We start from the raw sequence: 22,333 nt of genomic DNA, 5'->3' as shown, positions 1-22,333 counted from the left end.
ATTAGCAAGGTTATTAAGGAATTATACACAATAGCAATAAATAATGGATTACATTAATTATGTAGTCTATGTATAAAATAAGTAAAATCAATCGATGTGCAAGCAAGTACACTAGATATTTAGGAAAGGAGTATCTATGAAAAAAATATTATGTATTTTATTAGTATTTATTTTAACTTTGTCTTTGATGATTTCTAGTAGTAATTTGGTCAAGGCAGATAATTTAAATAATTCTATAAATAAAAAATCAAAAAACTATAGGTTTGAAAAGGATTGGACGGGCAGTGGTGTTTTGGCCACTAAGGCTTTTTTCTTTGATGTTAGCAACAATTGGACTATTGAAGGTTCGTATATTAATTTAGTATTTACAGAAAGTGAACTACTAGAAAATAAAAATTCTACATTAACAGTTTTAATAAATGATACACCTATTGGCTCCATAAGGTTAGGAGATAAAAAAGAATATAAAAGAACTGTTAAAATACCAATTTCAAAAGATAAAATAAAAGAGGGATTCAATGAAATAAAAATTAAGACTTATAAGAGAATCTCGGAAAAACCATGTATTGATGATGTTAATACAGGAAATTGGATAGTGATACATAAAGAATCATATGTACATATAGATTTTAAAGATATAGAAGATTCTATAGCTTTAAAGGATTTTCCTTTTCCTTATATGAAGGAAAGTGATGAATTACCAGTAAATAGTATAATGGTAGTTCCAGATAACAGTTCTAGCTCAGAAATAACTACAGCTATGATGATTTGTGCCAATTTTGGATCTAAAAGAAAATATGAAAATATAAATACAAAAGTTTATAAGTTTTCTGACGCGGCAGAAAAATCTTCAACTAATATTGTGTTTGTAGGTCAGGAAAAAAAATGTCCTAAGGAAATAATAAATCTTTTAAGTTCAGAGGAACTACAAAATATTAAAAATAGTGCTGTGATTAAGGAAGTTCAGTCACCTTACAATAAAGAAAAGAAGATATTAATAGTGGTTTCTAAGGATGAAAGTAAACTTATAAAAGCGGGGGAACTATTGAGCAGTAAAGATTTAATGAAACAAATAAATGGAAATAGTATAATTGTAGATAAAGATTTAAACGTGAAAGATCCATCAAAAACTGAAGTGGAGAATATAAGCTTTTCAAGGTTAGGGTATAATAATGTGCTTTTACCAGGGGCTTTTAGACAGGAGTCAAATTTTACAGTAACTATCCCTAAAAATAGATTAGTGAATAAAGCAGCTAATATAGTATTAAAAACTAGGTATTCCAAAAATTTAGATTTTGATAGATCATTACTTACGGTATATGTAAATGATACACCTATAGCCAGTAAAAAATTGAGTGCTAATAGTGCTGATAATGATACTTTTCAAGTGAGTATACCTGAGGATGTAAGAAATTCCAGTTATTACGATATTAAAGTAGCTTTTGATTTGCAATTAAAGGATGTGTTCTGCAGCTTTAGGGAGGAGGACAATCCTTGGGCGTACATAAGCTCAGAATCTTATGTGCATTTGCCATATAAAGAAGGGAGAGATTTTATTTTTGAGAATTATCCTAATCCTTTTGTAGCGGAAGGAAAATTCAATGATTTCACTATGATTTTACCAGATAAATTTTCTTCTGAGCAATTAACATGGGCTGGAAGCATTGCAGCTCATATAGGTCATGATGTGGATTTGAATGGTGGAAGTTTTAAAGTTTTAGCAGCAAGTGAAGCATTGAAAAATCCTCCAAAGGGGAATTTATTAGTATTAGGCACTCCTAAAAATAATGAAGTAGTGGAAAAATTTAACAAAAATATGTATGTAAAGTTTAATAAAGATTTTACAGCTTTTCAGTCTAATGAAAAAGTGAATTTACTTCCAAGTTATGCTAGCCAAATAGCTACTATACAACTTATACAATCTCCTTTTAATAGTAATAGTAAAGTTATGCTAATAACTTCTGTAAATGAAAAAGACTTGGGGTTAGCGCAAAGATATCTTAAAGATTTAAATTTAATTAGGAGCTTAAAGGGGAACTCAGTGATAATAGATAGAATGGGAAATTTAAAAAATCTAACCTACGGAGAAAAAGAAGATAATGCAATAAATAAGTTTAGTCTTAGTAGAATTACTAATATAAGTGCTGGAACAAAGTCTCTAATAATATTTTTGGTTGTAGTTATGTTATTCACAGTAACTGCAGCAATAATGTATATAAAGAAATATAAAAAGCAATAAATTGATTAAATCACAAAAAGGTACAATGTGGTAGAATTATGAAATTTCATAATTCAAGCAATGTAATTCTTTTTGTGGGATAATCATAAATTTAATTTTATAAATAGGGGAGTAAAGTTATATAATATGAAGATTAAAAAAAGAAATAAAATAATTATAGGGATAGTAGTAGTTGCTTTTATAGCATATGTTATGCAACTGAACCCATCTATGAAGGGACGTATAAATAATTTAAAAAATAAGCTTTTAGGTAAAACTTTAAATAGAGAATTTAACGTTAAAATTAAATCGGCTAATCTTTCTACAGATTATGATATAGATAAAGTATTAGACGATATAGACAAATTGGGGTTAAACACTGTAAATATACCAGTGGCAATTAATATTGAGTCTTTGACTTCGGATAATATGCATGTAGATAAAAATAGTGAAAAGAAAGCCATTAAGCTTATAAAAAAATTAAGATGGAGAAAGATAAATATAATATTAGAACCCTATCCTTGGATAAAAAATGGAGAACTTTATGAAACTCAGTGGAAGCCAAGGAATATCGATAAATTCTTTTGGAATTGGAAAAACAATGTACTAAAAGTATTGATAGATGATGTGGCGGTGCCTTATCATGTGGATGCTTTGAATGTAGCTTCTAATTTTGTTCAAATGGAGTATGCAGAAGGTTATTGGTGCGATGCGGTAGATTTTGTGAGAAAATATTATAAGGGACTTATAACCTATAGGACTTGCTGGTGGTACACAGCTAGTTGGGATAAAAAAACTCAGGAAGATTATTTAAAGAAATTAAATAACAAAGTATTTTCTAAAGTGGATTTTATAAGTATAGCAGCTTATTTTGAACTTACGGACAAAGATGAAAATACTATTGAAAATTTAAAAAATGCTTTACTTAGCTCTCAAAGATATAACAGAGAGCAAAATATAAAGGATGAAATCCATAGTTTTAACTTAAAATGGAATAAGCCTATTTTTTTCGGCGAACTGGGATTTCCAAAGAGAAATAAGGCTTCTGTGGAACCATGGAATCCAGTGCCGTCTTCCATAGTGAACAATAAGGAACAGGCTAGATGCTTTAAGGCTTACAGAGGTGTTTTTGAAAAAGAAAATTGGTTTTTAGGGTTTTCTGTATTTGCAGTAGGTATGGATGGTGAGCATAAAAATTATTATCCATCAGAAGAAAGCATCAAGGTTATAAATGAATGGTATGAAAAATAATTAATTCCCTTTTAGCAGATGTAAAATTATAATTATATTTGATAGCTGATATTTATTATTTATTTTTCTATAAGTACATAATATGATTATCCCACAAAAAGCATTACATTACCTGAATTATGAAATTTTTCTGGAATGGCTTGCATAAGAAGCAAAGGAACTGTTTAAATTAAATTTATTGTTCCGAGCTCTTATGCAAGTCATGGAGGATAAATTTCATAATTCCACCACATTGTACCTTATTGTGGGTTAATCGTTTATATTAAATATGACACAAAATTTATTTTATATCAGTAAAGTGGTGTAGCTTATTCAATTTCTAAGTTGTCAAATCCATCTCCTTTACCCCAGGCAAATATTACGGGAACAAGATTTATAAATGCGTTCTTATCTATTTTAGCTGCAAAGTTTTTAACTAGCATAGATTCTTTTGTTGAGCAAATTAAAATAACTTTTCGTTTGTTTACATTTGAGTAGGCTCCAGTTATAGTTCCTATGCTAACACTTCTTCCCAGTTCTTTTAATATAAACTCTGCAATATCATCAGTTTTTTCACTTATAACTACCATTTTAACAAGAGAGGAACCAAAACCAAATAATACTGATTCCATGACCTTAGTATAAATCATTTCCATAACTATGGCATAAAGTACCGCGTTCTTACCAAAAACAAAGGCTGATAGTGCAAGAATTAATATGTCAATTATAAGTAAGATTTGGCTTATGCTCATAAAAGGAAGTAGCTTTTTGTTAAGTATTTTAGCTACAGTGTCTGAGCTTCCTTGGGAAAACCCCTTTTTTAATATGAGGCCTGTACCAATTCCTGAAAAAATACCGTAGTAAATACAAGAGAGTAAAATACCATTGCTACTAGATTCAATAAAATTAAAACTTATATTATCAAATAAAATCAATATTAAAGGATAAGTAGTAGATAGAAGCAAAATTTTAAGCACTTCCTTTTTACCAAGTAAAAACCAAGTTAATATTAATACTGATATACAAAGAGTATAGTATATAAATGTATATTTAATATTTACTAATTTTCCAAGGACTAGGGAAACTCCCGTAAATCCACCTACTACTAATCCATTAGGTTTTAGTATGCAGGTAACTGCGAAGGCTTGTATAGCACAGCCTAAGTAAACGGTCAAGTAATCTAAGAAACCTCTTTTAACTTTTTTTTTCAATATAAAAATACCCCCTATATAATAAATTTTTTATACCGTAGACATATATCTTAATATTTTCTTTTTATATTTCATATACAACTCTTCTAACATTTCAATCTTTATAATACAAAGATAGGAGTTGTAATCACTTTAGATAAGTTTTTGTAAATTTCGTTAGAATAGATAAGTTTTAAGCAAATCTTTGATGAAGATTAGAGCGTCTGATTTAAGTGTGAGATAATGGTAAGTATTATTGCAAAATGTAAATATTGAAACAGACTCTTTACTTCATATAATACCAATAACTCTGATAAAATACAAGCAAAACTAATAATGAATACACAATAAAACGATAAAATAACAATAAAGTGCACACAAATACAAAAGCGACCTAGTATATAAAATTTCTTAATAAATTTTTAAGACTTTTATATACTTATTTTTAAAACGAAATTTGTATAATTGAGTTATAGTAAAGGAAGGAAGTGAAAAGGATGGTATAATTTATGTGAAAGGATGGGGTACGGGTGAATAAATATAATGTTTTAATAGTGGATGATGAAGATGAAATAAGAGATGCAATAGAAATATATTTAAAAAACGAAGGCATAACTGTTTTTAAAGCTAAGGATGGGATAGATGCATTGATACTTTTAGAGGAGGAAGAAATTCATTTAATATTAATGGATATTATGATGCCAAGAATGGATGGAATCAAAGCAACCTTTAAAATCAGAGAAAAGAAGAATATCCCTATAATAATGCTTTCTGCTAAATCAGAAGATACAGATAAAATATTAGGACTTAATATGGGGGCAGATGATTATATCACAAAGCCGTTTAACCCACTAGAACTAGTAGCTAGGGTTAAGTCACAACTCAGAAGATATATGAATTTTGGAAATTATAAAAGTACAGGTGATAGATTAGTAGCTAGAGACTTAATTTTAGATAAAAATACTAAGATGGTAATAGTAGATGACAAGGAGGTAAGACTTACACCTACAGAATACAATATATTAGAACTTTTGATGGAAAATAAGGGAACAGTATTTTCTATTGAACAAATATATGAAAAAGCTTGGGGTGAACCGTACTATAATGGAGAAAATACCGTAGCAGTTCACATAAGAAGAATAAGAGAAAAAATCGAAGTTAATCCTAAAGAACCGAGATATTTAAAGGTGGTGTGGGGAATTGGATATAAAATTGAAAAATAGAAGATGTGTAAATATTTTAGCTTTTATATTGGCTTTGTATATGTTGGCTTTTTCAGTTGTATGCATTATTGACTGTGTAAAAAATAGAAGATATTTTGCAAAGAATTATTATTTTAAAAGTGGAATGTTTGCAGGTACTCTTATTAATTACTATACGGATATAATTGGATATCATGAGATATTTAGGGATTATGATAAAAAATCCTTTGATGAAAAGGTTGATAACAGTATGTTAGATGTTCAAATACAGATAAGGAGGAGTGAAATTGAAGAGAAATATAATGGTTTTATTACTGATGTAGAGGGTTCTGGAAACCAAGAAGAGGTAAAAAAATTAAATGAAGAAAAAGATAAAAAGCTTAAAAATTTAGAAAAAGATATTAAGGATAAGAATTCTAAAACACTGCAAGAGTTAAAAAAGATAGTAGTAGATAATAGGGATGAACATTATAATAACTTAAAGAGCTCTTTAGATTCAAAAAGAGAGATGAAATACTATATAAATAATGAGAAAAATGGAGAGATATATACTAATTTACAAGGAGAAAAGGAACTTCAGCTTTATTTAAAAGAGGCATTATTTTCCATAAAATTACCATTGATTAAACCTGATAATGATGCTCAGAAAGAAATGAACAGCTACTTTAAGCAGAAAAATTTAAGTGGATATTTCATAGTTTTAGACGATGGTACAAATAATTCAGAGATTATATCACAATATAATAGAAGTCAAGATACTAGAAATAGAATTATAAAAGAAACAGTTATGTGTAGTATAGCTTTAGTATTGATTTATTTTATATTGAGATATTTAAGGAAAATAAGTTTTTTAAAAGAAAACTTTTTAGGGATTAAGAGACTCTATAAGAAAATATCTTTAGATTTTAAGATATTATTATTTCTGATTTTTTCATTAATATTATATTATGGATATGACAACTATGTATTTTACGACAATAATATGCCAATGATATTAGATCTTTTTTTATTAGTTTTATATATTTTTTATTTGATTATTGCCTTAGGAGAACTAATGATTATTTTGAAAGATAAGAATGAATTAAAAAATCAATGGGAAATAAGCTTTATATATAAAATCTTAAATTCTATAAAAGATAGTTTTATGTTTAAAAATATAGGATTTAAAATGCTCATGATTATTTTTACTACCGTATTTTTGGGTATGATTTTATCAGCAGCAGTGGTAATACCAGCGGTATTTGTAATACCAGCAGCAATATATATGTTCTTTTATACAGTTTTTATAATGTACAATATATTTAAAAGGGTTGGATATTTCAATAAAATATTAAAAGGTACAGAGGAAATGGTATCAGGACATTTAAACTACGCCATAGATAAAAAAGGAACAGATTTTCTTTCTAAATTAGCTAGTAATATAAACAACATTAAAGAGGGATATAAAAAATCTTTAGATGGCAGTATAAAAAGTGAAAGATTAAAGTCAGAGCTTATAACTAATGTATCTCATGATTTGAAAACTCCCCTCACTTCTATAATAAATTATATAGATTTGTTAAAACAACAGGACTTATCTAAAGATGAAATAGAAGGATATGTGGCAGTTTTAGATAGAAAATCTAAAAGGTTAAAAGACTTAATAGAAGACTTATTTGAAGCATCCAAGGTAACTAGTGGAGCAATAGAGCTCAATATAGAAAGGGTAGACATAGTGGCGCTCATGAAACAGGCTCTTGGTGAGTATCATGAAAAAATTACAAATTCATCCTTAGATTTTAAAGTAAATCTTCCTAATAAAAATGTATTTTTAAATTTAGATGGAAAAAAGACCTGGAGAGTTTTTCATAATCTAATAAGTAATGCACTTAAATATTCACAATCAAATACAAGAGTTTATATTGATTTAGCGGAGGAGGAACAAGAAGTTACAGTTACTATAAAGAATATAGCTTGTTACGAAATGAATTTTGATCCAGATGAAATATTTGAAAGGTTCAAAAGAGGGGATGAATCAAGAAGCACAGAAGGTTCAGGATTAGGCCTTGCTATAGCTAAGAGTATTGTAGAACTACAGAATGGAAGTCTTAATATAGTTGTGGACGGAGACCTATTTAAAGCCATAATTAAATTCAATAAATAAAGGGCTGTCGCACTAAGAATAGATCCTACAACATATTGTGTTAATTTAAAATTTGCAAAACAATATATTGTATATAAATTTCTTAATGCGACGTCCCCAGTGTGCTTAGAGGGCTAGCAAAGGATGATTCTCTCTAGATAGCTTATGCATGAACCGAAAAATCACACTTAGTCGGTTCTTATGATTTCAGCATTTTCTAGGGCATTATAGTGGGTGTAGCCAGCGATATGAAGAGGGGTGTCTCCTAACTCTGGATCTATTTTCATTCCACCAAGGCAAGGATAACTGTGCCAGTATTTTGCTACGGCTTTTTTTGCTTCTTCACCAAGTTTTTTACCTACTAAATGTTTAGCTACATTGTAGCCATTGCCACAAGGAGCTGATATGACAGATTCTGCTTTTATAATTATATCTTCATTATTTACATATAATTTAAACTTAGGTTTGCCAAGTTTATACTCATCTATAAATTTATCAATAGTTTCTCCATTACCGTAATTTAGCGTGCAAAATGGCTTAGGAAAGGCATATTGTAAATCATATTTTCTACACTGATTAATGATTTCATCTCTTGTCCATCTTGAAACCCAATCTCCACTCTCACAAGGAATCAAAAGGGCTTTTCCACTGCTTTTTTTAACTAATTTAGGAATTTCCACTAATATATCTTCATGTATGCCTATAGCTATAGTTATATCATGGGTAGCTAATTTTCTTGGTAAATAGCTTAGTGGTTTATCTTCAAATTTTTTATATAAGTCAGGAAGCTTTATTATTTGAACTATATGCTCACTGTAATCTAGGTTGTAAGCAGCTCTGCATCTAAAACATTCCTTTCCGCAAAGGGTACAAACATCTTTTTCATCTTTCAGATTAGGTATAAACTTAAGGTTTGCAAATCTACTATCTAGTTTTATATAAAATTCATTTTCAGGATTTAAATTGCTTTTTTCACAGGAAATTATAACTATTTTCATAAAAACACCTCCAATGGATATCTAGTATGTTATCTTAATTATAAAATGGAAGTTTTAAAAAATCGGTAACTTTTGGTACGGTAGAAAAGACCATACACGATTTTATTTAAGTTTCTGTATATTAATGTGAATGATTAAAAATGATAAGAAGGTGGTGTTAGAATGGTCATGGACTTAAAGGAGTTAGACAAGAAAGCTTGTTGATGTGAAGAAAAAAGGGACTCTAGTTTAGAGTTGAATATATCTGAAAATCATGAAGAGAATGGAAAGGTTTATAGAAATTTAAATGAGGCAATTACAGGATATATAGATACTGAAATAGGATCAATACCGAAAATAAGGACAAAGCTTAATTATAAAGATGCATTAGGATGTATAGGCATAAGATTAGGTATAAATAAGAAAAATTATTGTATAAAGCCAGGTATATATGCTGTACGAAAACCAACCAAGGTATCACCAGTTTTAGTAACCGCTAATTATAAATTTACCTTTGACAAATTAAGAAAAGAATTAGATGTAACAAAAGCTACTGGATTTAGGATAATATATGGACCAATAAGGGCGGAAGATTTAAAGGAATTTATAATAAATAGATTTAAAGCGTCAGAAAAAATGAGAAAAGTTACATTTACTTTTAAAGAGAGGCTGGTACGTACACCCTTAGAAACAATATAAAATATTTGTTTTTAATCTTTCCATTGTTTTTGATCGTGAATTATTTACTTATAATAAGAGGAGATATGATAAATGGATTGGCATACACTAGTATAATTAATCTTTCAGCTTATTTCATTGCAATATTAATAGGTACAGTGATATTTCCAATTTTATTGCCATATTTACCTTTCAGAGCTTTTTCCTTAAAGGGACTTGTGCTTGGAGTGTTTTGGTCCATAGTGGTTATTATTTTTTCAGCTCTATTTATGATTTCACCTAATTTGCTATCATATTTAGGAAATGGGCTTTTACTTACTTCATTAATAGCATATTTAGCATTGAATTTTACAGGCTCTACACCATATACTTGTTTTTCAGGAGTTTTAAAAGAAACTTTATATGCAGTTCCTACAGTAATTATATGTTCACTGTTTGGATGTATACTTTTAATAATACAAGCTATATAAAATGTAATATGAATTATTATATACATTAATGTTAAATGAAAAAAGAAAAAATTACTGATAAAATGACGAGGTTAAGAATTAACATATTCATATTAAATTGAAAAACTAATGAATTTATTGGAACATAGAATGAAAATAATATTTATTTACAAGGAGAAAGATTTTATGCAATACTTGCAGAATGTGGTGTCCTTGAAGTTAAATAAAGAAGAATGTATCGGATGCAAAATGTGTATAAATGTATGTCCTCATGAGGTTTTTACTATAGAAGATAAAAAAGCTGTTATAATGAGAAAAGATAGTTGCATGGAATGTGGTGCTTGTGCACAAAATTGCCCTTCAGGAGCTATAGAAGTAAAAAAAGCAGTAGGATGAGTACTCGCAATTTTAAGGGCATTGTTTATGAGTATTTTGCATACAAACCCATGCAAAAGCGTAGGCTAGGGCTGTAAATAAAAACATGAATTTAAATCCTATTAAATCTATAAGGCCACCTAAAAATAATGGACCAAGTATTGCAGCTAAAGATGATGAAAAATAGTATAATCCTGTATAGGTTCCTATTTTTTCTTCTGTGGTCATCTCCACTACCATAGGATAAGAATTTATATTGATAAGAGCCCAGAAAAATCCACCTATGGCCATTAGAATCAGCATAAATAATTGATTCAATGGAAATAAAGTACCTATAAGTGACAAAAGAATAAATACAATCACGTCTCCAGAAATACCTATAAGTATAGTTTTTCTCTTACCAAGTTTTCCACCTATAAATCCAGCGGGAATAGCAAAAATTAAAAATGAAAGAGCAAAAAATCCAAGTATAAAAGAAGCTTTAGTAACAGGAAGTTTTAAGAATTGAACACAATAATTGCTAAAGGTAGCTTCCACACCTTGATAACCTACAAACCAGAAAAATACTGCAAGTAAAATATAAAGAGTAGTTTTATCCTCGTCTTTGCAAATATCTTTTAGGGAAGAAATTATGCTTATTTTTTCCTCCTTCTCTACCGCAATATTCTTAGGTTCTTTTATGAACTTCATTAGTATAAATAGGGCTAAAAACATTAGAATTGCTGTTCCAAGGAAGGGATAATTTTTGTTAGCTTTATATAAAAATGAGCCACCTATGAGTACAAATACAGAAGCAAGTCCACCCATAAAATTAATTATTCCATTGGCTTCACTTCTTAAATGTGATGGAGTTATATCGGGCATAAGTGCAACGGTGGGTGCTCTATATATGGCCATGGAAAAGTTTAATATGGTAATAATTATCATAAAATTCAGAAAACTTGAGTAATTAGGAAGCAAAATAAACATTAATGAGGAAATAGGAATGCCTAATATAAGATAAGGCATTCTTCTTCCAAATCTTGTGGTGGTTCTGTCGCTTAGGGAACCAATAATGGGTATGAGTGTTACTGCCAGTATGTTATCTAATGTCATAATAGAATTGATAGCAAATTGGCTGTTAAGAAAATCTCTTAAAAATATTGGCACATAAACATTGTAAAGAGGCCACACTAGGCTTATGGCAAAGAAGCCAAAGCCAAGTATGAAGGTCTTTTTATAGTTTAATTTAGAAACCTTATTATCCATTATTTAGCCCTCCCGAATCTCGCTTAATATTTTTTTAGCTTTGTCAGGGTAGTTTGTTATTATGCCGGATATTCTAGCTGCAGCAAGTTGTCGCATTACTTTTTCATCATTTACTGTATAGGTATTTATATCTAAATTATGTGCATATGCCTCCTCTATAAAATGTTTATCTAAAGTTAAATATAAAGGATGAAGGGCATTAACTTTTACAGATTTGGCATATTTCCAAGGTTCATATAATGAAGCACTATATAAAAGTCCAGTTTTTACATTAGGATTCAGTTCCTTTACTCTAACTAGTGAATAATGATCAAAGGAAGAAATTATGCACCTATCTAGCATATTATACTTTTGTAAACAAGCTAAAACTTTTTCCTCTATATTAGGATAGATTCTATAGCCAGCCTTAATTTCTATATTTATAAAAATTTCAGTTTTGAAGATAAATTCTAAAACTTCATGTAAAGTTGGAATTTTTTCACCTTTAAATTCTTTTTCAAACCAAGAGCCTGCATCTAATTTTTTTAATTCCTCTAAGGTATAACTTGCAATTAATCCTTTTCCATTTGAAGTCCTGTTTAAATATTCATCATGCATTACTATAAGATGACCATCTTTTGATAGGTGTACATCTAGCTCTATGCCGTCAGCTTTCATATCTATAGCTTTTTTAAAAGCAGCCATGGTGTTTTCAGGGGCATAGCCAGAGGCACCTCTGTGGGCTTGAATTTTTGTAAAACTCATATTAAAACCTCCTGTTTATATTAGTATAGCTTTTGGCTAAACAAATATATTTTACTATATAAGCTTAATTGAAATTCTACCTAAATATAAATACTGAGTAATTTAAAGTTTTTAAGTATATAAATATGGAAATGTATCTTAGAACTATAAAGTGGATGGATAAAAATACAAGAATATCAATATGTAGGAGAATTACCTTATATAAATAATATACCATAAAATAATGAGAATAAAAGTAATTTTATAAAATAGAGCATAAATTTCATGGTTGTTGACTTAATATTATTATAATAAAAAACTATAACGCTCTATATTAAACTAAAGTTTTATATAAAGTATACAAAGTCTATTGAAAGCTTATAAAATAATTTTAGATTAGTCTTAACAATTTATTTACATTTTGTTGTTTATTTATTTTAATTGTTATGATAATATATATATATCCAAATAGTTACAATAATATATTTTAATTGAAAATTTAAATATATAATACAATAGTAACTATTTAAAAGTATTATATATTTATTCATCATCTTCTATGATTTTATACCAAAAATGAATGATTTTAAATTATATTGCATTTATTTTATTTAAGAAGTTTAATATCTCATATATTAGCAGAAAATATAAAGTATAAGGAGACTTATTATGAAAAAGATAGTATTCATAAACTCTGTAAATGATATAAAGAAAAAAAATAATTTTTCAATTGGTTCATTTAGCTTAGGAACTATATTAAAAAAGCATGGATATTTTGTAAGAATAATTGACTTTGATTATTTAATGCATTCATCAATAATAAAAAGTAATTTTAATAATGCTACACAGAATATTCATATAATGTGTAATTATATATTAAACAATCAACCCAATGTTGTATGCTTTTATACTATGAGCAATTCTTATTATTTAACAATTAAGTTAGCCAAATTATTAAAAAGTAAGAGCCCAAATATAAAGATTGTGTTTGGTGGACCACAAGCAACCTTAACTGCTAGAAAAACATTAGAAATATGTGGTCAATGGATTGATGCAATAGGTCTTGGAGAAGGAGAAAGCAGTATAGTTAATATAATAGATAATTTGATTAATAATACAGAGTTTACAGATGAACTAGGTGTTGCATATTTAAAAAATGGTGAAATTATGCTTAATAAAACAGTATTAATAGATGATTTAGATGATTTAGAAATGATAGATTATTCTTTACTAGAAGGAACTTTTGAAGAAAGTATAGATTTAGACGTAGGTAGAGGGTGCCCCTTTGCATGCAAGTATTGTTCTACAAAAACTTTTTGGAAAAGAAATTTTAGGCTAAAAAGTTCAGAAAGAATTATAAAAGAAATAGAAGAGCTTAATCACCGTTTTAATATAAATAAATTTAATTTTGAACATGATTTATTTACTGCTAATAAGAAAAAAGTATTAGATTTTTGTGACAAGCTAATTAGTTCTAATATAAATATAAATTGGACATGCAGTTCTAGAGCAGACACATTGGATGAAGAATTAATTAGCAAAATGAGGGAAGCTGGATGTGAAGCTGTATTTTTAGGTATAGAAAGTGGATCTACGAAGATGCAAAAAATAATAAATAAGAATTTAAATTTAAATAAAGCTTTAGAAACAACTATTTTATTAAAAAAATATAATATGGAAATAGTTACTTCATTTATATATGGATTTCCTGAAGAAAATGAAAACGATGTCAACGATACAATTGAAATGATTTATAAAATGATAAGAATAGGGGTTCATAGAACCCAACTTCATTTATTTTCATTATTTCCAGGGACTCAATATTATGAGGAATTAAAAAATGACCTATATTTATCAAAGCAAATTCCTGATGGTTCATGCAGTATATACGTGGATAATGACAGTATGCATTTCATTGAAAAAAATAAAGAGGTATTTCCTCAATATTTAGATTTTAAGGTTAGTATTAGAGAAGATTTGAAATTTTTAGATATATATATATTAACTTATTCAAGAGTATTAATGAAATATATGAATACAACATATAAATTTCTAATTAAAAATGTATTTGGAAATCATTTGGAGTTTTTTAAAAAATTTAGAGAAGTAAATATTGAACAACTTAAATTGTATGAAAATCTAATTTATAAAATACAATTAAATCCTAAAAATTGTATAAGGGACTTGGGTAATTTAATTAATTCATGCGATTTTGAAAACAAAGACATTTTATATGAAACATATTTATTTGAATCAGATATTGTTAATTTTATTTATTATAGTCAGAATGATAAATTTTTAAATAGTTATAAATATGATGTATATACAATTAAAAGTTGTAATTTAGATTTAAAATTAGCTAAACATGAAAACACTAACATATGTTTTACACGATTAAATAATAAAAATGATTTAAATATTAAAAAAGTAGTATAAATTTAGGAGAAAAATATTTATGGGTAAAATAAGTAATAAATATAAAGCTTTATTAAAAGAGACTAATTATATTAAAGAAACTACTGCCACTTTAATTTCTAGATTTGGAGATGGTATTGATACCATTGCCTTTTCATGGCTTGTTTATTCAATTACGGGATCTACATTATTAGTTGCTACTTTATTTGCTGTTAATGGTTTTCCTAGTCTTATTTTTGGAATATGCTCAGGTGTAATATGTAAATATATTGCTGAGAAAAAAATAATGGCTATATGCGATTTTGGAAGAGGAATATGTGTAGCAATAATTGCGCTATTAAGTATATTAGGGAAATTGAAGGTTTGGCATCTATATGTAATCACTTTTATGAATTCATCTTTTGAAGCTTTTAGATCTCCAGCATCCACTAGTATATTTCCTGAAATAATAAGCAAGGAAAATATAGACAATGGTATAGCATTATGTACATCTTTAAATAGGATTTCTGAATTGTTAGGATATGCTATAGCTCCAATATTAATAACTACAGTTGGTTTAGGTGGAACAATAATGGTAGATTCAGTAACCTTTATAATATGTGGAATCATTATATTGACGTTAAAAATATCCAATAACATAAAAAAAGATAATAATATTACTATAAAGGGATGTTTTATGGATTTGAAAGAAGGGTTCAAATATATTGTAAAAGATAAATTTATTTTAAATGTGTGTTTATTTTCATGTGTTATAAATGCACTAATAGTACCATATAATGCTCTTTTAGCTCCTTATGCGGTTCAAGTATTGAAAAAAGGTAATGAGGTTATTTCTATAATGAGTATAACATTGGTACTAGGGATGTCTATTGGTTCACTTTTTGTACCAAAATTAAAAGAATTAATTGGAGGACACAAAGTATTTATATTAGGAGGATGGATTATAGGATTAACTTATTGTATTTTGTCCCTTTTGGGAAAAATACCCAGCAACTTAGTATATCTTTCTTCTGGTGCAAATACATTAATTATGGGATTTGGAATTGTATTCTTAAGTTTTGTTCTTCAGATAGCTATGTTTAAAAGAATATCAAAAGAATATCTAGCAAGAGTAGCTTCATTATTTAATGCATTGGCATTATGTGCTGCCCCTATTACATCCTGTATAGTAGGTTTGGTATCTAAAGCGATTACATTAGAGCAGATATTTCTCATATTTGGAATAATTATATTAATAATTTTTACTATACAAATATTTAATAAACACATCAAAGAGTTTAATAAATGTTAATTAGGGGATGATAAGCATATGTCAAAAATTATATTTGTAAAACCACCAGATGATATAAAAAAAACAAATAATTATTCTATTGGGCTATTCAGTTTGGGAACTATATTAAAAAAAAATGGATATTCTATAAGAATAATTGATTTTGATTATATAATAACAGAATCTTTAATTAAATGTTCTAATGATAATAATGAAAACATAGAATTTATGTGTGATTATATTTTAAAAGAAAATCCTGATATAGTTGATTTTTATACTATGGGAAATTCATATTATTTATCAGTGAGTTTAGCTAAAAAGTTAAAAAACAAAAATAAAAATCTAAAAATTATATTTGGAGGTCCCCAAGCTTCCTTAATAGCAGGTGAAACATTAAAAGCATGTCCATGGATTGATGTTATAGGCATTGGCGAAGGAGAACTTAGTATACTTAATATAGTAGATAACTTATTACTAAATAAAAAATTCACAACAGAATTAGGTGTTGCTTATTTACGAAATGGGAAAGTAATATGCAATGAATCCATATTAATAAAGGATTTAGATACTTTACCTAAATTAGATTATTCTTTATTAGAAGGTAACTTGGGCAAAAAGATACAGTTAGAGGTTGGAAGAGGTTGTCCTTTTGGCTGTAAATATTGTTCCACCAAAACATTTTGGAAGAGAAATTTCAGATTAAAAAGTTCAGAAAGAATAATTGATGAAATTAGTGAGCTAAAAAATAAATTTGATATAGATGAATTTGAATTTGAACATGATCTATTCACTGCTAATAGAAATAGAATACTAGATTTTTGTGATAACTTAATAAAAAACAATATAAAGATTACTTGGCGTTGTAGTTCAAGAGCAGATACTTTAGATGAAGAAATGATAAAGAAAATGAGCGAAGCAGGATGTACTTCTATGTATTTAGGAATAGAAAGTGGATCTAAAACCATTCAAAAAATTATAAATAAAAATTTAGATTTGGATAAAGCCTTAAATACTATGAAATTATTAAATAGATACAATATTCATACAACAGCTTCTTTTATTTATGGATTTCCAGAGGAATCAGAAGATGATGTTAATTTAACTATTCAATTAATTTACAAAATGTTTCGCATAGGAGTAAATGCTATTCAACTTCATCTATTTTCGTTATATCCAGGATCAGAATATTGGATGGAATTAAAAGATAAATTATATTTTTCAAATGTATTTTCAGACGGAGCATCTAGTAAATATATAGATTTAAATGCTATAGATTTTATAGAAAAGAACAAAAATATATTTCCAGAATATTTAGACTTTGATATAGGTATTAGAAAAAAATTAGAATTTTTAGATATGTATGTATATATATATTGTGTAACTTTCATGAAATATATGAATAAAACTTATGAACTTTTGGTTTCTACATTTGGAAGTCATTTAGAATTTTTCAAAAGGTTCCGAAAAGCTAATTACCAGGATTTTGAATTGCATAAAAATTTAATATATAAGATGCATATAAATCCACAAAAATCAGTAATTGCCCTTGGAAATCTAATTGATAATATACATTGTCCTAATAAAAATATTATAAGTGAAATGTATAAGTTTGAATCTGATATAGTTAAATTTATTTATTATAGTAACAAAGTGATGATTTTAAATAGATATAAATGCAATGTATATGAAATGAAAATGCATAATTTGGATTTTAAATCAGCTAATTATGTTGAAGATGAAATATGTTTTACTCGATTGAACAATAAAAACGATATAAACATTAAAAAGGTAATTTAAAAATACTCTAAGGAAGGGATAATATATGTATGAGGTATTATCATTTTATTTGAGCAATGGATTAAAAGTTATAGTTCATAAAATATCTAAAATTAAAACAATGTCTTGCGGCATATGGGTAAAGCAAGGGAGTAAGCATGAGGACAACGATATTAATGGTTTTTCTCATTTAATAGAACATTTATTAGTTAGTTCAGTAAACACAGAAAATAAGGCATATAAAGATATAATTGATAAATTATCTCTATATGGAGTGCAATATAATGCGACTACTACTAAGGAATATACAAATTATACTTTTACTGGACTAAATAATATGTTGGATTTAAGTTTAGATGCATTAGCTAATATAGTTATGTTAAATAAAAATATAACCAAAGAAAAGCTTAAAATCGAAAAGAATATAGTAAGGCAGGAATTAATATCTTTCTATTCCTCATTTAATCAAATTGTGGAAAGAACCAGTCAAGCTTTATGGGGAAATCTGGACATAGGTAGGATTATAGTTGGAAATATGAAAAATATTGAAAAATGCAATATGGAGAATATAAGGGAGATAATTGATTTTTCATATACACCAGAGAATTCTGTACTGGTAATAATTGGCGATATAGAGTATGAGGACGTCTTAAATATGGTAAATGAAAAATTTTCAATGTGGCAAGATATAAAGACTCGTGAATATAAAGAAATAGTAAGTTCATTACCAGGTATATATATAAATAATGAGAATAAAGGAAATACGTCTGTTTTATCCATAGGTTTTAGATTGAACTCTGAGTTTATTGAAAAAAACATTCCAGTTGAGATTATATCTACTATATTAGGACATCCAAGTCTAGATTCAAGAATTATGAAAAAGATAAGAGTGGAATGTGGATTAGCATATGAGTTGAGTTCGTTTATATCTAAATATAGCACCAAGGGAAGCTTGGCATTTACAGCTATAACATCCAATGAAAACGTAGAAAAAACTATAAAATTATTAATTGAAGAAATAAAAAAAGCAAAAAATAATTTTTTCACTGAAAATGAAATAAAAAAAGCAAAAAATATATTAGAAACAGAAGCTGTATTAAAAATGAATGATTTAACAAAACATCTTAAATTTTTAGGTAACTCAGCAATTAATAATGAAATATTTTCATTAGAAAATGAGGTTAGAAAGATACAAAATTGTACTAATGAAATGATAATGTCAGCTTTAAATGATATTTTTATTAATGAAAATATGGGGTTAGCAGCTATCGGAAGTTTTGATGCTGATAAAATTATTGGATTAATTAATATTTAAATTAGGGGGGGCTATCTATGGAAAATTTAAAAGAAATACTTGATGATGATTTAATTAACGAAAACAACTACAGTTCTAGTAACTCAAGTAATTCTTATGAAATTAATACAAAGATAATATTAGAATTACTAAATAAGCCTTGTTCTGAACGAATGCTAAGTTTTAATACAGATATTCCTATGCATTTAATTCAATTAAATGTTGATAGATTAATAAAAAAACAAATTATAGGAATCAAAGAAACAAGAATTAACGATGGAAAATTAGAAAATATATATGAGTTGAAATCTAAAGATATCAAATTTTTAGCCAACAATGCTAATTCACTAATAATATCTACTAATAATATTTGTAAGATAGTAAAAGATATTATTACCAACATTGCTACAGAAGATGATAAGCCAAGTAGCGTTAAGGCTGTTTTCATAAAAGTTAATCCTAGCAGAATGAGAGAATTTAAAGAAGACTTAAATAAACTAGTTGAAAAATATGAAAAACTGGAAGATTTAAACGAAAAAGAGGTTTATGGGTTTCTACATGTTTTAGGACCATATAATAATGAAGAATAACCATATTTCATAAAAAGTCCTATAACATATATAATAAAAAAATATAGCTTTAAAAGGAGGTGAAAATATGGACAAGAAAGAAGTGAAGATTTCATCAAAAGACATTCAAGTTGTTAACGGTAAAGTTATAATACAATCTGATAAATTAGCATCTGAAGTAGAGGGCATGAATATAGTTGGAGATTGTATAAATGGAGAAGAAGGATTAAATGCGGATTCAATAACACTTACTCATAGCTAAATAAGTTAGTTGTATTAATTTACGCTTAATTAAATTATTGCAAAAAAGATGTAATAAAAAAAATATAGGTCTAAAAGGAGGTGAAAATATGGACAAGAAAGAAGTAAAGATTTCATCAAAAGACATTCAAGTTGTTAATGGTAAAGTCATAATACAATCTGATAAATTAGCGTCTGAAGTAGAAGGCATGAATATAGTTGGAGATTGTATAAATGGAGAAGAAGGGTTAAATGCGGATTCAATAACACTTACTCATAGCTAACTTGTAATAATTTGTATTGAAATTAATAAATCTCATAATTCTAATAAAGTTAAAAATATAAAGAAATCTAATAATAAAGTTAAGAATATAGATTTCAAAGGAAGTGAAAATGTGGACAAGAAGGAAGTAAAGATTTCATCAGAAGATATTCAAGTTATTAATGGTAAAGTTATAATACAATCTGATAAATTAGCATCTGAAGTAGAAGGTATGAACATAGTTGGAGATTGTATAAATGGAGAAGAAGGATTAAATGCTAATTCAGTTACACTTACTCATAGTTAAATGACTTGTGTTAGGCACACTCAAAAAAATGACAAGTCAGTATGCTAGTCTATTTTGCGTCATATTGCGTCAGCAGAACCCGGTTATAGTCCTACCAAAGGCGGAACCTGCTTTCTTGCCTGACACAAAATATACTAGCATCTTTGACTTTTTATTTTTTTCGCGTACCTTAATTAATATTTTTAAATGTGAAAGGGATTTGTTGATATTTACTAAAAATTAGTTTAGGTCAACAAGTCTTTTTTATTCATTTGTTTTCGAATAACCTAATTTTATATTTGAGATTATGGGGAAGTACATATGTAAAAGACATGATTGAACGAAAAAATAGTATCTATAGATGGTAAAACATTAAGAGGATCATCTTGTAATAGTTCAAATCAAATTAAATCACAGTAATTTGCAAATTAGTTGAATTGTTAAAATTAAAAAATACTATTGTCACAACTTATCATGGCAATGTTGAATTATTTTTTCATTCTAGATTAAGATGCTATATTATAGATGTAGAAGTAGAAAAACCTATTACTGGGGATGACTATAAGACAAATTGCAAAGATATTAATATAATATGCAGTTAACGATTTTATGTAAAGTGTTTATATGGAGCTATTGAACAAATGTTTGGACGGAATTTAAGGGATAAAATTATGATGGTGAGTTTTGTTATAATATTTTTTACAGTATGTGGTGGTGCAGTAGGAGGACCACTTTTATTGGGTATAAGTTGTGTGGTTCTTTTAATATTCTTAATATGTAGTATTTTTAAATATCTACAATTAATTTTAGATGAGGTTAAAGAGTGCAGAAAATGTTTAGAAAGTAAGAAGGAGTTTGAAAATACCCAAGAATAAGTAATAGAAAAAAGTAACATATTATTAAATAAATATTGAAAAAATTCTGGCATATGCTATAATAATATTGTTAATAAATGAACAAGCATATCTACACGAAGTAGAATGCCATTATAAATGAAAAGATACCACGAAGGTAGAACTTAGGACAGTTCTGCCTTTTTTATGCAAACAAATAGATTTTTCTAAGTTAATTAGTGCATACAGTTATATGCTTTACTTATAATTTATAAGTTTTTATTGAATGAAGTTTTATATAAATGTTAATTATTAAGTAACTTAAAAATATAATAAAAAAATATGTTTAGGAGGAATTAAAATTATGGATAAGAAATTATGGGAAAAATCAGTGGAATTTCATGGACATCAATGCCCTGGATTAGCTATAGGATATAAAGCCAGTGAGGCAGCCATGAAAAAATTAGGAGTAAATTTTTCAAAGGATGAAGAAATTGTATGTGTTACGGAAAATGATGCTTGTGGGGTAGATGCGGTACAAGTTATTACAGGTTGTAGTATGGGAAAAGGAAATTTAATATACAGAGGTACTGGTAAAATGGCATTTAGCTTTTTTAATAGAAAAACTGGTGAAAGTATAAGAATGATCTTAAAACCATTTAAAGGAGAAATGGACAGAGAGAAGAGAATGAAGTATATATTAGAGGCTGATGTAGATGATATATTTGATTTTAAAAAACCAAGCTTTCAGTTGCCAATAAAGGCTAGATTATTTTCAAACATAGTATGTGAAAAATGTGGAGAATCAGCACCAGAACATAAAATAAGGATTATGAATGGTCAAAAGGTGTGTATAGATTGTTTCGAGGATTACAATAGAGGATTTTAATAAGAAAATACACAAAGGAAATATCATATGCAATTTGTTATTTAGATTTAGTATAAGTAATTTATGATGAAAATAAACGTCTAAATA

The 22,333-nt window shown here is 27.4% G+C and carries 20 protein-coding genes and 2 pseudogenes; 18 read left to right on the top strand and 4 right to left on the bottom strand.

The genetic code is table 11. The annotated features are described in order from the left end of the window. Positions 1-136: 136 nt before the first annotated feature. Both CC89_RS17925 and CC89_RS17920 read left to right on the top strand, forming a co-directional pair. Positions 137-2,239 (top strand): cellulose biosynthesis cyclic di-GMP-binding regulatory protein BcsB, encoded by a 2,103-nt coding sequence (locus CC89_RS17925; RefSeq protein ID WP_035294498.1) that lies wholly within the window; start codon positions 137-139, stop codon positions 2,237-2,239. A gap of 126 nt (positions 2,240-2,365) precedes the next feature. Further along, complete coding sequence (locus CC89_RS17920; RefSeq protein ID WP_035294496.1) at positions 2,366-3,469, top strand: glycoside hydrolase family 113; 1,104 nt, start codon at positions 2,366-2,368, stop codon at positions 3,467-3,469. A 308-nt stretch (positions 3,470-3,777) separates the two neighbouring features. On the opposite strand, the gene CC89_RS17915 is transcribed toward CC89_RS17920, so the two are convergent. After that, entirely contained in the window at positions 3,778-4,659 is an 882-nt protein-coding gene (locus CC89_RS17915; RefSeq protein WP_185750807.1) for a YitT family protein, read from the bottom strand. Between the two features lie 509 nt (positions 4,660-5,168). On the opposite strand from CC89_RS17915, the gene CC89_RS17910 reads away from it, so the two are divergent. Continuing rightward, positions 5,169-5,861 carry a response regulator transcription factor gene (locus CC89_RS17910; RefSeq protein ID WP_035294492.1) on the top strand — a complete coding sequence of 231 codons (693 nt, stop codon included), beginning with the start codon at positions 5,169-5,171 and terminating at the stop codon, positions 5,859-5,861. Beyond that, a complete protein-coding gene (locus tag CC89_RS17905) occupies positions 5,839-7,983 on the top strand; it encodes a histidine kinase dimerization/phospho-acceptor domain-containing protein (protein ID WP_035294490.1) in 2,145 nt (714 codons plus the stop codon). Before CC89_RS17910 ends, CC89_RS17905 begins: the two co-directional genes overlap by 23 nt. Positions 7,984-8,150: 167 nt before the next feature. Here CC89_RS17905 and CC89_RS17900 read toward each other — a convergent pair whose 3' ends face one another. After that, positions 8,151-8,960: a DUF166 domain-containing protein gene (locus CC89_RS17900; protein ID WP_035294488.1), complete on the bottom strand. Its 810-nt coding sequence runs from the start codon at positions 8,958-8,960 to the stop codon at positions 8,151-8,153. A 162-nt stretch (positions 8,961-9,122) separates the two neighbouring features. On the opposite strand from CC89_RS17900, the pseudogene CC89_RS21530 reads away from it, so the two are divergent. From CC89_RS21530 to hgcB, 3 genes and pseudogenes are all read left to right on the top strand, one after another. After that, positions 9,123-9,476 (top strand): annotated as a pseudogene (locus CC89_RS21530) (mercury methylation corrinoid protein HgcA); the annotation flags it as partial. A gap of 3 nt (positions 9,477-9,479) precedes the next feature. Then, positions 9,480-10,087: pseudogene (locus CC89_RS21525) on the top strand (mercury methylation corrinoid protein HgcA); the annotation flags it as partial. A gap of 165 nt (positions 10,088-10,252) precedes the next feature. Then, complete coding sequence (gene hgcB, locus CC89_RS17885) at positions 10,253-10,531, top strand: mercury methylation ferredoxin HgcB (protein WP_409072336.1); 279 nt, start codon at positions 10,253-10,255, stop codon at positions 10,529-10,531. Here the strand turns inward: hgcB and CC89_RS17880 are convergent. Beyond that, positions 10,475-11,689 carry an MFS transporter gene (locus tag CC89_RS17880; protein WP_035294479.1) on the bottom strand — a complete coding sequence of 405 codons (1,215 nt, stop codon included), beginning with the start codon at positions 11,687-11,689 and terminating at the stop codon, positions 10,475-10,477. The two genes, hgcB and CC89_RS17880, sit on opposite strands and share 57 nt — an antisense overlap. Positions 11,690-11,692: 3 nt before the next feature. Further along, positions 11,693-12,433, bottom strand: a complete 741-nt coding sequence (locus tag CC89_RS17875) for a glycerophosphodiester phosphodiesterase (protein WP_035294478.1) — start codon at positions 12,431-12,433, stop codon at positions 11,693-11,695. A 648-nt stretch (positions 12,434-13,081) separates the two neighbouring features. On the opposite strand from CC89_RS17875, the gene CC89_RS17870 reads away from it, so the two are divergent. The 11 genes from CC89_RS17870 to CC89_RS17840 all read left to right on the top strand — a co-directional run bounded on the left by CC89_RS17870 (position 13,082) and on the right by CC89_RS17840 (position 22,246). Then, complete coding sequence (locus CC89_RS17870; RefSeq protein ID WP_035294476.1) at positions 13,082-14,848, top strand: B12-binding domain-containing radical SAM protein; 1,767 nt, start codon at positions 13,082-13,084, stop codon at positions 14,846-14,848. A gap of 19 nt (positions 14,849-14,867) precedes the next feature. After that, complete coding sequence (locus tag CC89_RS17865) at positions 14,868-16,118, top strand: MFS transporter (protein WP_035294474.1); 1,251 nt, start codon at positions 14,868-14,870, stop codon at positions 16,116-16,118. Positions 16,119-16,136: 18 nt separating this feature from the next. Continuing rightward, on the top strand, positions 16,137-17,894 hold the full coding sequence (locus CC89_RS17860) for a B12-binding domain-containing radical SAM protein (protein ID WP_035294473.1): 1,758 nt from the start codon (positions 16,137-16,139) through the stop codon (positions 17,892-17,894). Between the two features lie 25 nt (positions 17,895-17,919). After that, positions 17,920-19,188: a M16 family metallopeptidase gene (locus tag CC89_RS17855; RefSeq protein WP_035294471.1), complete on the top strand. Its 1,269-nt coding sequence runs from the start codon at positions 17,920-17,922 to the stop codon at positions 19,186-19,188. A 17-nt stretch (positions 19,189-19,205) separates the two neighbouring features. Next, entirely contained in the window at positions 19,206-19,757 is a 552-nt protein-coding gene (locus CC89_RS17850) for a hypothetical protein (RefSeq protein ID WP_035294469.1), read from the top strand. A 67-nt stretch (positions 19,758-19,824) separates the two neighbouring features. Then, positions 19,825-19,998: a hypothetical protein gene (locus tag CC89_RS20730; RefSeq protein ID WP_185750805.1), complete on the top strand. Its 174-nt coding sequence runs from the start codon at positions 19,825-19,827 to the stop codon at positions 19,996-19,998. A gap of 88 nt (positions 19,999-20,086) precedes the next feature. Then, positions 20,087-20,260 (top strand): hypothetical protein, encoded by a 174-nt coding sequence (locus tag CC89_RS20725; protein ID WP_185750805.1) that lies wholly within the window; start codon positions 20,087-20,089, stop codon positions 20,258-20,260. A 111-nt stretch (positions 20,261-20,371) separates the two neighbouring features. Then, entirely contained in the window at positions 20,372-20,545 is a 174-nt protein-coding gene (locus tag CC89_RS20720; protein ID WP_185750804.1) for a hypothetical protein, read from the top strand. A 416-nt stretch (positions 20,546-20,961) separates the two neighbouring features. Continuing rightward, complete coding sequence (locus tag CC89_RS20715; protein ID WP_185750803.1) at positions 20,962-21,126, top strand: hypothetical protein; 165 nt, start codon at positions 20,962-20,964, stop codon at positions 21,124-21,126. Between the two features lie 39 nt (positions 21,127-21,165). Beyond that, a complete protein-coding gene (locus CC89_RS17845) occupies positions 21,166-21,399 on the top strand; it encodes a hypothetical protein (RefSeq protein WP_185750802.1) in 234 nt (77 codons plus the stop codon). Positions 21,400-21,721: 322 nt separating this feature from the next. Then, positions 21,722-22,246 carry an FmdE family protein gene (locus CC89_RS17840; protein WP_035294466.1) on the top strand — a complete coding sequence of 175 codons (525 nt, stop codon included), beginning with the start codon at positions 21,722-21,724 and terminating at the stop codon, positions 22,244-22,246. Positions 22,247-22,333 lie beyond the last annotated feature (87 nt).

Origin of the sequence: Clostridium sp. KNHs214, assembly GCF_000744935.1 — a bacterium.
GTDB lineage: Bacteria > Bacillota > Clostridia > Clostridiales > Clostridiaceae > Haloimpatiens.
This window is presented reverse-complemented; position numbering and strand designations above follow the sequence as displayed.

Bases quoted from the DNA above. Each gene is read 5' to 3' on its own strand.
- CC89_RS20725 (WP_185750805.1), top strand. From the start codon at position 20,087: ATGGACAAGAAAGAAGTAAAGATTTCATCAAAAGACATTCAAGTTGTT.
- CC89_RS20730 (WP_185750805.1), top strand. From the start codon at position 19,825: ATGGACAAGAAAGAAGTGAAGATTTCATCAAAAGACATTCAAGTTGTT.
- CC89_RS17845 (WP_185750802.1), top strand. From the start codon at position 21,166: ATGTTTGGACGGAATTTAAGGGATAAAATTATGATGGTGAGTTTTGTT.
- CC89_RS17865 (WP_035294474.1), top strand. From the start codon at position 14,868: ATGGGTAAAATAAGTAATAAATATAAAGCTTTATTAAAAGAGACTAAT.
- CC89_RS17850 (WP_035294469.1), top strand. From the start codon at position 19,206: ATGGAAAATTTAAAAGAAATACTTGATGATGATTTAATTAACGAAAAC.
- CC89_RS17860 (WP_035294473.1), top strand. From the start codon at position 16,137: ATGTCAAAAATTATATTTGTAAAACCACCAGATGATATAAAAAAAACA.
- CC89_RS17880 (WP_035294479.1), bottom strand. From the start codon at position 11,689: ATGGATAATAAGGTTTCTAAATTAAACTATAAAAAGACCTTCATACTT.
- CC89_RS17870 (WP_035294476.1), top strand. From the start codon at position 13,082: ATGAAAAAGATAGTATTCATAAACTCTGTAAATGATATAAAGAAAAAA.
- CC89_RS17855 (WP_035294471.1), top strand. From the start codon at position 17,920: ATGTATGAGGTATTATCATTTTATTTGAGCAATGGATTAAAAGTTATA.
- CC89_RS17925 (WP_035294498.1), top strand. From the start codon at position 137: ATGAAAAAAATATTATGTATTTTATTAGTATTTATTTTAACTTTGTCT.
- CC89_RS17920 (WP_035294496.1), top strand. From the start codon at position 2,366: ATGAAGATTAAAAAAAGAAATAAAATAATTATAGGGATAGTAGTAGTT.
- CC89_RS17900 (WP_035294488.1), bottom strand. From the start codon at position 8,960: ATGAAAATAGTTATAATTTCCTGTGAAAAAAGCAATTTAAATCCTGAA.
- CC89_RS17875 (WP_035294478.1), bottom strand. From the start codon at position 12,433: ATGAGTTTTACAAAAATTCAAGCCCACAGAGGTGCCTCTGGCTATGCC.
- CC89_RS17840 (WP_035294466.1), top strand. From the start codon at position 21,722: ATGGATAAGAAATTATGGGAAAAATCAGTGGAATTTCATGGACATCAA.